Genomic DNA, 13,568 nt, shown 5'->3' on the forward strand with positions numbered 1-13,568 from the left:
ATTTCATATTGAGCCAGCTGCTGGCTTCAGCGGCATTACTACATCCCCGCACAAAAAGCGTGCTCCTTCTTCCACTAGAAGCAAACGGTTATGAATCCGCTCCGCGTGGATGCGAAAGCCGGCAATTTTGCGGCTTCGTTCGTCTGCCACCCTCATTTTCAATCGCTGCTCAAGCTCCAATGTATCTTTTTCCAATTGTGCCAGCTCTTCCATCCACTCTTGCTTTGTCATTCCCGTCACCCCTTTGCTTTGTTGACTAGTAAAATTCGCCGCAGGAAGAAGATCTCCTTCCTGCTTGACAAAACTAGTGAACACACGGCAAAGAAAGTGGCAATCCGACAATTTACGCAAAAGTCATGCCCTTTTTCTTCATTAAAAACTGAAGCGCGTGACGGAACGTTAAAAACGTGTTCAAATCCGAACGAATCCGCATGCCGCTTCGCATAAGCTCCTGTGTGAACGCTGGTGTAAATCCGACTAAAAATGTTTCAGCACCCATCAAGTTTAACGAACCAACGAGCTGATCGATGGACTGCCCAAGCAGCTCGGTTTCTTCAATTTCTTTTTTGGTAATTGCTGTAAAGTCAATAATGACGGTTTCTATTTCGTTTTCGTAGCATGCATCCATCAGTGCAGAAATAATAAGCTCAAATCGTTCCTGCGACATTTTCCCGGTCAGCGGTACTAATATCGTTTCTGGGATAATAGACGGAATAATCGGAGCGGACACATCCTTCACTAACTGCTTGTATTCGGCCAGCTCCTCTTTTAAAGCTCGTATTTCTTCTTGAAGAGCTCCAATCTCTTCGGCTTCTTTTTTCATTGCACATCTCCTGCTTTTATCATGATTCTATTTATCTTAATATACTAGCCGAATGACTGTCGCTTTTCAATGTTCTGCTCCCGGAAAAAGGCATAAAGGAATATGTCTTTTCAAACAGGCGATTTGTTCGCTCATGTGGTATGATATTGATTGGATTCAAGAGGAGGGAATGAGATGGCGATCCGCTATCCGAATGGAAAAGAATATACGCAGCCCGCTCAATCGTCCCAGGCAAAGCAGCAGAACAAGAATCCTGTTTTTTCAAACCGCGGCATGACGCTTGAAGACGATATTAACGAAACGAATGCGTATTATTTGAGCCAAAATATGGCGGTCATTCACAAAAAACCTGTTCCCGTTCAAATTGTACGGGTCGACTATCCAGCCAGAAGCGCGGCTGTCATTAAGGAAGCTTATTTCAGGCAGGCTTCTACAACAGATTACAATGGGGTTTATAAAGGAAAGTATATTGATTTTGAAGCGAAAGAAACGAACAGTGAAACGTCGTTTCCGCTCAAAAACTTTCACGCCCACCAAATTGCCCACATGAAACAAGTGGACGAGCATGGCGGTATCGCTTTTGTAATTATCCGTTTTTCTAGAACGGACGAGCTCTTTTTTCTGCCGTTTCATGCATTGAATGCTTTCTGGGAACGTATGCATAACGGCGGCCGCAAGTCTATTACAAAAGCAGAGCTCACCAGCTGCAGTACGAAGCTGAAACTGGGCTTTTCTCCGCGCATTCCATTTTTGGATGCCGTGGAAGATGTATACTTTTAATTTTGAAAGTGAGGAAAAGAGACACATGTCTGGCGAATACAAATCAAGAACTGAAAAGCGGAACCTGCAAAAGAAAAAGCCGGCCCGCGCACAACGAAAAGCAAAACCAGCCAAATCACCTTCGAACAAAAAACGTTCGATTTTCAAACGGGTTTTTCTCGGCCTGCTTTTAGTTGCTTTACTCGTTTTGATCGGTGGTGCAGGACTGTTTGCTTATTACGTAAAAGATACACCGGAAATTGATGAATCACTTCTAAAAGATCCGATTTCATCAAAAATTAATACGGATGACGGCAAACTGCTGACCAATGTTGGTGCAGAACGCCGTGAATATGTGAAATATGACGATATTCCTGCTTTGGTCCGTGATGCCTTTATCGCAACGGAAGACAGCCGCTTCTTTGACCATCATGGAATCGATCCGATGCGCCTTGCCGGTGCAGCAGTGAAAAACGTGACAAACGGCTTTGGCTCACAAGGGGCCAGTACGATTACCCAGCAGGTTGTTAAGATGTCTTTCTTGACAGCTGATAAAACCTTGAAGCGGAAAGCTCAGGAAGCTTATCTTGCCTTTAAACTGGAGCAAAAATACTCCAAAGAAGAAATTTTTGAAATGTATGTTAACAAAATTTATATGTCGGGTACACCTGCGGTAATGGGTGTTAAAGCAGCGGCTGATTACTACTTCGGTAAAGATTTAGATGAACTGACCCTGCCGGAAGCGGCTTATCTTGCGGGGATGCCGCAAAGCCCGAATAATTACAATGCCTTTAACCATCCGGAAAACGCTGAAAAGCGGAAAGACGTCGTTCTCTCTCTTATGAACCAGCATGACAAAATTACTGAATCCGAAATGAATGAAGCACAATCCGAAAACATTACTGATTTCCTTGTTGAAAAACCAGTAAACAAATCAGGTGTCGACAAAGAATATGACGCTTTTGTTGACCAGGTGATTGAAGAAGTAGAAGACATGGGTTACAACGCCTACACAGATGGATTGACGATTGAAACAACGCTTGATAAAGAAGCGCAGGACTTTATGTATGAGCTGTTAAACAGCGATGAGTACATTGACTACCCGAGTGAGCTGTTCCAGGCCGGTATCGTTTTAACAGATACTGAAACCGGCGAGATTCGGGCGATTGGCGGAGGCCGCAATCAGGAAGTAGAGCGCGGCTTCAACTACGCGACCGATAACCGGACACAGCCAGGCTCAACGATTAAGCCTATCTTGGATTATGGCCCAGCGATCGAATATTTAAAATGGTCAACGTATGAACAAGTGGAAGACAGCCCGCTTCAATATACAAATGGCGGCTCCGTTGGAAATGCCGGCGGCTCTTACGCAGGTATGATGTCTATGCGCGATGCGCTCGCCCGTTCGAAAAATACACCGGCCGTCCGGACGTTCCAGGAAGTCGGCTTTGACGACGCTTATGAATTTGCCGGCAAGCTCGGCATCAATTTGAAAAATGAATTTGAATCCTATGCGATTGGCGGAATGGATGGCGACGAAGGTATTTCACCACTGCAAATGGCCGGCGCTTATGCTGCATTTGGAAACGGCGGTATTTACAACAAACCGCATACGGTTAAACAAATTACACTCGCAGACGGCACAGTCGTCAAAAATGATATTAAATCCGAACCAGCTATGAGCGATTACACGGCTTATATGGTTACGGATATGTTAGAAAGTGTTGTAGACTACGGAACCGGAACGGCAGCGAATATTCCTTCGCTTCATATGGCCGGTAAAACCGGAACAACGAACTACACGCAGGATGAGCGCGAGAAATACGATATTCCATCCAGCGCTTCTCCAGATTCATGGTTTGTCGGCTATACAACGAAATATACAGCGTCCGTTTGGACAGGTTATGAAAAACGCAATGAGTACTTGTCCAAGGACAGCCAGCAGATTGCAAAACAGCTGTTTAAAGAATTGATGACGAAAGTGTCCGAGGACGTAGATACACCTGATTTTGAAAAACCAGACAGCGTCATTGAACTGCCAATTGTCAAAGGATCGAATCCAGCAGTTGTGGCAGGAAGCGGCGCTTCAGACAGCGATGTAACATATGAATTATTTGTCCGCGGCGAACAGCCGAAGCGTTCTGCTCCGAAAAAGGAAGAAGAACCGGAAGAAGATGAGCAGATAGAAGAGGAAGAACAAACTGAAGAAGAGCCATCCAGCGGTGAGGTAACGGGCTTATCGGCGACCGCAGACGAGAGTGGAAATATGTCTGTTTCATGGTCCTACAGCGGTGAAGGCAGTCCATCCTTCAGCGTATCAAATGGATTGGAAACACAGTCGATTGGCGGCTTCTCAACCGTCTTTGGCGGCGGACAGCCGGGACAAACATATTCCATCACGGTCACAGCCATCGTGGACGGCCAAAGTGTTGATTCGGCTTCTACATCTGTAACCGTTCCTGGTGGTGAAACAACAGAACCGGAACCAACAGAACCGGAACCAACAGATCCGGAACCAACAGATCCTGAGCCAGCGGATCCTGAGCCAGCAGATCCAGCTCCAGCAGATCCGGCTCCAGCAGATCCAGCTCCAGCAGATCCAGCTCCAGCAGATCCAGCTCCAGCAGATCCAGCTCCAGCAGATCCGGCTCCGGCAGATCCGGCTCCAGCAGATCCTGAGCCTTCTACTCCACAGCCAAGTACGCCTGCTACAGGTAACAATGGAAATGGAAACGGCAATGGTAATACAAGTGGAAATACCGGCGGAACCGGCACAACGCAAGGCAATGGTTCAGCTGAACCAGCACCTGACGTTCAAACCGAAACACCATAAAAAAATCCCCGATGAGTTTAATCTCATCGGGGATTTTTTATTGCGTAAACAGCGGCGGCTTTTTTCAGTTCTGTCATCAGCTCGATCAGCTGGCGATAAGCCATGTATGTGTAAGGACGGTTATCAATATAAGTGAACCGCTCCAAAAAATTAATCGGCTTTACCGCAAAATCCGCTTGTTTTTCCTTCCAAAGCGCTGGGGCTGCCGGCTGTCCGTTTACCCAAAACAGCGCCATAAAAAACATGGCCAACAGCGCATCCACTTCTTCTTTTACATCTTTACTGCGTATACGCTGTTTTTCATCAAGTGCCTGTTCCGTCTTTGTCCAGGCAGACTCAAGCAGCGGGAGACCACTTTTTTCACTCTCCCACGGTTTTTCTCCGCCCAATTCATATTTAAAATATGGATATACACAAACGGATTCGGGCAGTTCTGCTTCCCTTTCAGTTGAAAAATACCGAAGCTCTTCAGGGATCCTTACTGTCATACACGCGTGCCTCCAAGCTTCATACGTTTTTTTCCTTCCCGGCATATATCAAGCAGCGGACATTCTGGACAGCGAGGTGCCTGCGCTTTACAGTGATAGCGTCCGAAGAAAATCATTCGATGATGTGTATCCGACCATTCTTCCTTTGGAATTTTGCGCATAAGCGTGTTTTCCACTTCGGTTACATTGTCCTTCCAGCGGCAGAAACCGAGCCGCTTAGACACCCTCTCTACATGTGTATCAACCGCGATAGCGGGAACACCAAATGCAACAGAAGCCACGACATTGGCGGTTTTTCGGCCGACACCCGGCAGCTTAACAAGCCGATCCTGTGTGTCAGGGACAATACCGCCAAAATCCTCCAGCAGCATCCGCGACATTTTTTGAATATTTTTCGCTTTGTTTCGGTACAATCCAATGGAGCGGATATCCTGCTCCAGCTCTTCAAGCGGAACCGCTAAATAATCTTCCGGCGTTTTATATTTCTCAAACAGCCCTTTGGTTACTTTGTTGACGAGCGCATCTGTACATTGCGCTGACAGTGCGACTGCTACGACCAGCTCAAACGGATTTTGGTGATTTAATTCGCAGTGTGCGTCCGGAAACATTTCAGCAAATGTATCCAGGCAGCGGCGAATTTGGATTTTGTTCAGCATATTGATCTATTCTCCTTACTGCTCCAGCCAGTTGTAAAACGGGACGGCATGCTCAGAACGGGAAATTTGTTCGGTTCCAGTTGGTTTACGAAACTTTTTCCCCTGCTCTCGCGCCTGCTCCACCGTTTTAATCCCTTGCTTTTTCCATTCAAATAAAATGCGGTCAATATAGCGGAAGTTCAATTTCATAGACAGAACTGCTTCTCTGAGCGCTGCTTTGATCAGAGGCGGCTCATGGCCATCCTGGTCAATCCAGAGCGCCAATGTTTCACATTCAATGGAGGAAAGCGGCCGGCCGAATTCTTCTTCAAATAAACTGTACAAGTCTTTTTCTTCAACCATAGCCTGCTGCACCGACTGGCCTCTCGCATCTGATTCAAAAATGGAAGCCAGCTTGTGCCAAAGAGGTTCCAGCGAATAAAACTCATAGCCGGTCTGGCTGCCCTGTTCGATCGCGACGACCTGCTTTTGAATCAGCTTTTTCACGCAGCCTGCACAGTCAGAAGGCGACATCGACATACGGTTCGACAGCTCTTCAAAGCTCGGGAAAGTAATGCGTTTTTGCGCATATGCGTAAATATGCAGCAGCACCATCATTTCCTGTTCATTTAAGGACAGCCGCTTGTAGTTTTCCAACAGAACGTTCGGAATGCTTGTTGCACCCTGTTCCATCCAGCGAATCATCATTTCTTTTTCTTTCATGTTCATTCCACCTCGACCCTTTGCAATGCTTCATATTATACTAGGACACGGAAAAAAAGAAAAGCCGCCCGAATGGACCGCTTTTCTAATCGATATTACCCTTTTTGGTTTGATTTTACATAATCCGCAATCCGCTCAACTGCTTTTTCAAGCAATTCAAGTGATGTCGCATAGGAAAGACGGATATTATCCGGTGTACCAAAGCCGCTGCCTGGCACTACCGCTACATTTGCTTCTTCAAGCAGCGCTGTCACAAAGTCATCCACATTCGCATGGCCAGTCAGGGACGCTGCTTCTGTTACATTCGGGTACAAATAAAAAGCACCTTGCGGCTTTAAGCATGTAACCCCTGGAACTTCATTTAATTTCGCATGAATAATATTTAAGCGTTCTTCAAACGCTTTTTTCATCACTTCTACAGGCTCCTGCGTGCCTTTATAAGCTGCAATCGCACCGTATTGAGCTGTTGACGTCGGATTAGATGTTGAATGGCTCGCAAGGTCTGTCATCGCTTTGATCACTTGCGCATTACCGGCTGCATATCCGATGCGCCAGCCTGTCATGGAGTGAGATTTCGATACTCCGTTAATCACAATCGTCTGCTCTTTTAATTCAGGAGACAATTGGGCGATCGATACATGCTTGTTGTCGCCGTACACAAGCTTCTCGTAAATTTCATCAGATACGATCCAAATATTATGGCGGAGGGCCACTTCTCCTAACGCTTTCAGCTCATCCGCAGAATAAAGCATGCCTGTTGGGTTAGATGGAGAGTTGATAATCACAGCTTTTGTTTTTTCTGTAATAGCAGCTTCAAGCTGATCCGGTGTAATTTTAAAATCATTGGATTCTTTTCCGTCAATATAAACCGGAACACCGTCTGCAAGCTTTACCTGCTCCGGATAACTTACCCAGTAAGGTGTCGGGATGATCACTTCATCGCCTTCGTTTAAAATCACCTGAAATAAATTGTAAAGAGCGTGCTTCGCGCCTGTTGTGACAATAATTTCGTTTGCTTTATATGTAATGCCCTGATCCTGCTGGAATTTCTCAATAATCGCATTTTTTAATTCCACTAAACCGCCAGCCGGTGTGTATTTCGTCTGACCGTCTTTTAACGATTCATAGGCTGCTTCAATAATATGATCCGGTGTATTAAAGTCCGGCTCTCCAGCTCCAAGGCCAATCACGTCTTTACCCTGTGCTTTCAATTCCTTCGCTTTTGCTGTAATCGCCAAGGTTGTTGAAGGGGTTAATGCTTTTACGCGTTCTGCTAATTGTACATCCATGAATCCATTCTCCATTCTGTTAAATGTTTTCAACCTTTTTCCACCATGTACCATCTGTAAAAGACAAATAGTAATAATTCAAGCGGCCGTTTTTATTTTCAAACGTAAACAGCCAGACAGGGGTTTTGCCTTCTAAGCCAAGTGTCAGCGATAAAATGTCTGCATCGCCCGCTTCCTCCTTGAAGAGAGCGCGTGCTTCCTTTTCCGTTACATTGCCTTTGAGCGGCTGGACGATTGGATCGGACTTGCCGTTTTGCTGGAGCCAAACCGCCACATCTTTTCCGCTTTCATCCTTCCCTGTACCCGTATAATACGCTTTTGTGCCATTATATACGTACACATCGTCGATTTGCGAAAGAGACGCTTTTTCCTGAAGCTGTTCTAAAGCAGCCTCTCTGGCTTTTTCATACGGTTTTTGTGCATTATTATACATTATTGCGACAATAATCGCAATTAGAAGCAAAGGAATTCCGATTATTAATAACCACTTTTTAAAATTTGTTCGCATATTCACCACATCTTCATTACGTTCGGTAAATTGTAAAAACAGCTTTTGTTTGATCTTCCGCATCCAATGCAAGGCCGAACATTAAGTTCTCCCGTTTCAGCGTCCGGTTCAACGTATCGACAAGCTTATACAAATCGCCGTTATTCTCTACTTTCACCGTGGAAAGTACTTCGATCTTTGACTCCATTAAAATCCCTCCTGGCTCAAATTATAGCAGGAATAATAAGCCTTCATACAATTATTTTTCTCCTGGAAGCCACTTTTCGATCAATTCCATTGTGCCGGCGATATCGAGCTCTTTCGCTGGAACATCTGGAATCGATTGGAGAAACGCTTTTCCATAGCGGCTTGATAGGACACGACGATCAAACAGGACTGCTACTCCCCGGTCTGATTCCGTGCGAATCAGCCTGCCAAATCCCTGTCTGAACCTGATGACAGCCTGGGGAAGCGAGTAGGCAGAAAATGCATTTTCTCCTTCCCGCTTCAGCTGCTCGTTTTTCGCCTCAACAAAAGGATCATCCGGCGGAGCAAATGGAAGACGCACGATAAACAGAACAGATAAATCCTCTCCCGGAATATCGATGCCTTCCCACAGAGCGCCGGTTCCAAGCAGAATTGATTTATCATACTGGCGGAAATTTTTAGCCAGACGTGTTACACTGCCGCCTGTGATGCCCTGTGCAAAAATCGCGTATTCGGCCAGCAGCTCTGTTTCCCGAATAAAATCGTGTGTTTTCTTTAAAATATCAAACGAAGTAAAAAGAACAAGCATGCGTCCGCCTGCTGTTTCTGCGGCCGCAATAATATAATCAGCCACAGCCTGCGCGTATGTGTCCTGGTCGGTTTCTTTCACATCCGGCACATCGTTTGGAATGACAATCCGGCAGTGGTTCGCATAATCAAACGGTGAAGGAATCACGTGTTTCCGGTACGAAAAAGCTTCCAGACCCATTTCCCGTGCAAAGAATTGGAAAGACTGCTCAACTGTCAGCGTAGCGGAAGTAAAAAGGACGTGATGCCTTTCCAATAAATACGACTGAATAAGAGCACCCGGCTGAACGGGCTGTGTCCGCATGGTCAGCGTATTGGACAGTGAGCGTACATCGCCCTCGATCCACACTACTTCTTCTTCATCAGGACGAAACACGAGTTCAAACAGCTGTTGATTCCAGTTTCGGCACCGGTCTAAAAACAAAAGGGCATCATCCACATATAGTTCATCCCGGGCGGAAAGCTGCTTGCGAATATCTTCAATTGGAAGGACTTTCTCTTCTACCACTTCCACTAAACGGGACACCTTATTGTATAAACGTTCAGCGCCATACTCGATTTGCTGCCAGCCGGCCATATTCCGGCTTTTCTCAGTGATGGCGAGCTGGCGCTTCGCATGGTTTATGCGGGATGTCTGCCGTTCGAAAAAAGCAGAAACAACGCCAAGCCATTCTTCTGCCTCCGTTAAAACGGCGGATACAGCAGTCATTATTTTTTCCGACGGCCGCTCTGTAAAACGCTTTGATTCAATTCGATTTAAATGATACAGAAGCCGCCTTTCCTCCGTTGTACCGATTTTCCCCATAAAAAACTTTAAGTCTGCTACTGAAAGCTCCCGGCCAAGCCGTTCTCTTGCCGCTCGTTCGAACCGATGTGCTTCATCGATTAAAATAAAGCTCCCCGGCACCAAAATCGGCTTTGCCGCCTTCATATCGGCAATTAAAAAGGAATGGTTTGTAACAATAATATCTGCACTGGCTGCTACTTCCTTCGCATACCGGGCAAAGTCATGCTTTCTCCATGCCTGCTTTGCTTTATTCATATAATCGTCTGCCTGGCATACTTCTTTCCAAAATAGGGCGCCGCCTGAAGATAAATTTAATTCATCGCCGTCACCGGTTTCAGTTTGAAGCAGCCAGACAAGCATTTGCATTTTTGTGATAATCCGGTCATAATTCCGCTCTTTTTCACGCAGCGACCGAACAAAGCGGGACAGATCCAGATAGTGGCGCTTTCCCTTTAGTACGGCGGCTTTCACATGAAAAGGCAGAAGGATTTCAAGCTTTGCAAGCTCCCGTTCAAGCAGCTGATGCTGCAGCAGAACCGTATAAGTGGATACAACAACCGGCCGGCCGCTTCGCCGGCTTTCATAAATAGCCGGCAGCAAATACGCGAGCGACTTGCCGGTTCCGGTTCCGGCTTCAATGACGGTATGTTCTTTGTTTTGGAAAAAGTGCTGCACTGCCTCCATCATTTCCATCTGGCCGTGACGTCTTTGCATGCCGGGAGCACCTGCAAGCAGCTCCCACTTTTCTTCCTCTGTTTGAGGAAACAAGATCGACTCATCTGCTTTGCGTTTTTCCGGCTGTTTTTTTGTGCGCAATGCAAGTCCCCGGTACACAGTCCATTCCTCTGGCAGCATTTCTACACGCTGCTTTTTTTCCGCTGCGATACGCGACAGCAGCAAATGAATATCACTTTTCAACCCCGTTGACAGCTTCAGCAATTGTTCAATTGTGACAAGCGGAAGCTCTTCCAGACGGTCGACAAGGTAAATAAACAATTCCGCTGTTGCACGGGCATCGCTGTCCGCTCGATGCTTCTGCCCGTGGCTCAGACGAAATTGATCGGATAAATCCCCCAGTTTATAGCTGTCCGAGCCAGGCAGGACAATTTTTGCAAGCTCTACTGTATCAATAAAAGAACCGGTAAAAGGCGGATAACCGGCCGCCTCCAGTTCGCTGTTTAAAAAAGGCAAGTCAAAAAAAACATTATGGGCCACAAAAACCGAATCGGCCAACCATTCCCGAAACCGCTCTGCTTCTTCCTGAAAAAAAGGCGCCTGCTGAACCGCTTCATCCTCAATTCCAGTCAACTCCTGAATAAACGGAGGAATTGGCATTTCCGGGTTTAAATACGTGCTGAACTGACTTTCAATCCGGCCATTTTCAACTGCAACAAAAGCAGCCTGCATAATACGGCCGCCGCTTGCGTAAGAATGGCCCGTTGTTTCAAAATCTGCCACGGTAAATCGTATATCATTGATCACGGCAAACACACCTTTAAGTAAATTCTTTATCAGTTTACCATAAGAAGAGCAAAAGGTGCCTGCTTATCGGCATCAATTCAAACAAAAGCATCCGCCAGGCGGCTTTTCTCCGAAACAACGGAAGCTGGCAGGACAAAAGCACCGTTGCCAAATTTGAGAAAAGAAAAAAAGACCACTGGATAACCAGCGGTCAATATCCTTACATAATGGTGGAAGCTGGTTCTTGATGAAGCATGTCGGCAATCCGGTTATCAGCGTCCATAATCAGCACTTTTGGTTTGTGCTCTTTTACTTTTTCTTCCGCTACTAGCACATAAGAAATAATAATAACGGTATCACCGGGCTGAACAAGACGTGCCGCTGCACCGTTTAAACAAACGACGCCGCTGCCGCGCTCACCCGGAATAATATATGTTTCCAGACGTGCACCGTTATTGTTGTTGACAATCTGCACTTTCTCATTCGGCAGCATGCCTGCTGCATCAAGCAGATCCTCATCGATCGTAATACTGCCGACATAGTTTAAATTGGCCTCGGTCACCGTTGCACGGTGGATTTTTCCGTTCATCATTGTGCGGTACATGGCGCACTTCCTTTCACTGGTAAAATCACATTATCAATTAAACGCGCCTGCTTGTACTGCACAGCTGCGGCCGCAATGATTGTTTCGTTGACCTTCTCAATCGGCTCAAGGGCAGGATAAGATAAAATCTCAAGGTAGTCGATCACTGCTCCTGCCTCTTCTTCCAATACGTAACGCGCTTTTTGCTTTAAGGAAGCGACATCGGTTTCTCCTGCTTCAACGGACTGCTTGATCAGCTGAAGCGCTTTATAGATGGCTGGCGCTTTTTCCCGTTCTTCCGGAAGCAGGTATACATTCCGTGAACTTTTTGCGAGGCCGTCCGGCTCTCTCACAGTATCCACACCAATAATTTCGATTGGTACGTTCAGCGCATCCACTAAGCCATGAATTACAGCAAGCTGCTGGGCATCTTTTTTCCCAAAATAAGCACGGTCTGCTTCGGTTAAATGGAACAGCTTCATGACTACCGTTGCCACTCCGTCAAAATGGCCTTCTCGTGAAAGACCGCACAGCGCATTCGTCCGTTTATGAACGGTCAGTGTCACAGCCGGCTCTTCCGGATACATTTCTTCTACTGACGGCAGAAACAAAAGGTCCACGCCCGCTTCCCCTGCAAGCAGTTTATCCCGTTCTTCATCACGGGGATACCGCTCAAAATCTTCATTTGGCCCAAATTGAAGCGGGTTGACAAAAATAGACATCACCACAACGTCATTTTGGGTGCGTGCCTGTCGGGCAAGCGTCAGGTGGCCTTCATGCAAAAAACCCATCGTAGGCACAAAACCAATGGACTGTCCGGCCGATTGAGCCGCCCGTATTTCTTTCTTTAAACCGGAGATCGTACGAACAATTTTCATGAATGGACGCCTCCGTACAAACGATCCAGCTCTTCTTCCTTCATCGTAAAGGTATGCTCTTTGGCTGGAAATGCACCTGATTTCACATCTGCTACGTAAGAAGAAACAGCTTGTATGCCAGCTTGGTCAAAATCCGCATAACTTTTCACAAATTTAGCTGTCCGGTCCACTCCGTAACGTGTGATGTCATGATACACAAGCACTTGCCCGTCTGTTTCCACACCCGCTCCAATGCCAATAACCGGAATGTGAAGCGCTTGTGCAACCGACTGCGCCACCTGGTGCGGTACACATTCAAGCACCAGCATAAACGCTCCGGCCTGCTCCATCGCTTTTGCATCGGCTAACAGCTGCTGCGCGGCTTCAGCTGTTTTGCCCTGGACCTTATAGCCGCCGAGCACACCGACGGACTGCGGCGTAAGCCCCAGATGTGCGCATACCGGCACCCCGGCTGCCGTTAATTCACGGACGCGCCCCACAACTTCGCCGGCCCCTTCAAGTTTAACGGCGTCGGCACCTCCGTCCTGCATGATGGCACGGGCTGTATTTAACGTTTGTTCTTTGTTTACGTGGTAAGTCATAAACGGCATATCTGTTACGACAAATGTATTGCGGGCGCCCCGCTTAACAGCTTTTGTATGATGAACCATGTCTTCAGTTGTCACGTAAACCGTGGATTCATACCCAAGCACGGTCATGCCGAGAGAATCACCGACTAAAATAATGTCTGAACCGCCTGCTTCCGCCTGCTTGGCTGACGGGTAGTCATACGCTGTAATCATCGCGATTTTTTCCTGACCGGCTTTCATCTTAATAAAATCTGCTGTTCGCTTCACGCTGTTTCCTCCTTTTGATCAGAGGAGACGAAACAATAAAAAAAGGGTCCTTTTGCTGGAAAGAAGCAGAAGGACCCCGCTGTAAACGGAATAATGTTTCGACCCTCTGTCCCTGTCCATTCGGATCAAGGCAGTGTTTGTCTTGTTATAAAATACGTTTCACTTTCGGAACGCGGTGCAGTTCAAGCATG

At 46.7% G+C, this 13,568-nt stretch carries 14 protein-coding genes; 2 read left to right on the forward strand and 12 right to left on the reverse strand.

The window, feature by feature from the left end:
- Positions 1-3: 3 nt before the first annotated feature.
- Positions 4-231 (reverse strand): hypothetical protein, encoded by a 228-nt coding sequence (locus RG959_RS01115; protein WP_342795634.1) that lies wholly within the window; start codon positions 229-231, stop codon positions 4-6.
- A 112-nt stretch (positions 232-343) separates the two neighbouring features.
- Complete coding sequence (locus tag RG959_RS01120) at positions 344-823, reverse strand: STAS domain-containing protein (RefSeq protein ID WP_342795635.1); 480 nt, start codon at positions 821-823, stop codon at positions 344-346.
- A 174-nt stretch (positions 824-997) separates the two neighbouring features.
- On the opposite strand from RG959_RS01120, the gene recU reads away from it, so the two are divergent.
- A complete protein-coding gene (gene recU, locus RG959_RS01125) occupies positions 998-1,603 on the forward strand; it encodes a Holliday junction resolvase RecU (protein WP_342795636.1) in 606 nt (201 codons plus the stop codon).
- A 25-nt stretch (positions 1,604-1,628) separates the two neighbouring features.
- Positions 1,629-4,415 carry a transglycosylase domain-containing protein gene (locus RG959_RS01130; protein WP_342795637.1) on the forward strand — a complete coding sequence of 929 codons (2,787 nt, stop codon included), beginning with the start codon at positions 1,629-1,631 and terminating at the stop codon, positions 4,413-4,415.
- Positions 4,416-4,438: 23 nt separating this feature from the next.
- Here RG959_RS01130 and RG959_RS01135 read toward each other — a convergent pair whose 3' ends face one another.
- The 10 genes from RG959_RS01135 to panB form a co-directional block, all read right to left on the reverse strand.
- Positions 4,439-4,903, reverse strand: coding sequence for a YpoC family protein (locus tag RG959_RS01135; RefSeq protein WP_342795638.1), 465 nt, complete (start codon positions 4,901-4,903; stop codon positions 4,439-4,441).
- Positions 4,900-5,559, reverse strand: coding sequence for an endonuclease III (nth, locus tag RG959_RS01140; protein WP_242233640.1), 660 nt, complete (start codon positions 5,557-5,559; stop codon positions 4,900-4,902). Before nth ends, RG959_RS01135 begins: the two co-directional genes overlap by 4 nt.
- Positions 5,560-5,574: 15 nt before the next feature.
- Positions 5,575-6,261: a DnaD domain-containing protein gene (locus tag RG959_RS01145; RefSeq protein WP_342795639.1), complete on the reverse strand. Its 687-nt coding sequence runs from the start codon at positions 6,259-6,261 to the stop codon at positions 5,575-5,577.
- A gap of 95 nt (positions 6,262-6,356) precedes the next feature.
- The gene (locus RG959_RS01150) at positions 6,357-7,550 is read right to left on the reverse strand and encodes a pyridoxal phosphate-dependent aminotransferase (protein WP_342795640.1); all 1,194 of its coding nucleotides are present in this window, start codon (positions 7,548-7,550) and stop codon (positions 6,357-6,359) included.
- A gap of 19 nt (positions 7,551-7,569) precedes the next feature.
- Entirely contained in the window at positions 7,570-8,058 is a 489-nt protein-coding gene (locus RG959_RS01155; protein ID WP_251270899.1) for a cell wall elongation regulator TseB-like domain-containing protein, read from the reverse strand.
- A 16-nt stretch (positions 8,059-8,074) separates the two neighbouring features.
- Positions 8,075-8,245, reverse strand: a complete 171-nt coding sequence (locus RG959_RS01160; protein ID WP_242233636.1) for a YpmA family protein — start codon at positions 8,243-8,245, stop codon at positions 8,075-8,077.
- A 51-nt stretch (positions 8,246-8,296) separates the two neighbouring features.
- Positions 8,297-11,101 (reverse strand): ATP-dependent DNA helicase DinG, encoded by a 2,805-nt coding sequence (dinG, locus tag RG959_RS01165; protein WP_342795641.1) that lies wholly within the window; start codon positions 11,099-11,101, stop codon positions 8,297-8,299.
- A gap of 199 nt (positions 11,102-11,300) precedes the next feature.
- On the reverse strand, positions 11,301-11,684 hold the full coding sequence (gene panD / locus RG959_RS01170) for an aspartate 1-decarboxylase (protein ID WP_242233633.1): 384 nt from the start codon (positions 11,682-11,684) through the stop codon (positions 11,301-11,303).
- The gene (gene panC, locus RG959_RS01175; RefSeq protein WP_342795642.1) at positions 11,669-12,541 is read right to left on the reverse strand and encodes a pantoate--beta-alanine ligase; all 873 of its coding nucleotides are present in this window, start codon (positions 12,539-12,541) and stop codon (positions 11,669-11,671) included. The genes panD and panC overlap by 16 nt, the downstream gene beginning before the upstream one ends.
- Positions 12,538-13,377, reverse strand: a complete 840-nt coding sequence (panB, locus tag RG959_RS01180; protein WP_342795643.1) for a 3-methyl-2-oxobutanoate hydroxymethyltransferase — start codon at positions 13,375-13,377, stop codon at positions 12,538-12,540. Before panB ends, panC begins: the two co-directional genes overlap by 4 nt.
- Positions 13,378-13,568 lie beyond the last annotated feature (191 nt).

Origin of the sequence: Domibacillus sp. 8LH (genome assembly GCF_038806185.1) — a bacterium.
Taxonomy (GTDB): domain Bacteria; phylum Bacillota; class Bacilli; order Bacillales; family Domibacillaceae; genus Domibacillus; species Domibacillus indicus_A.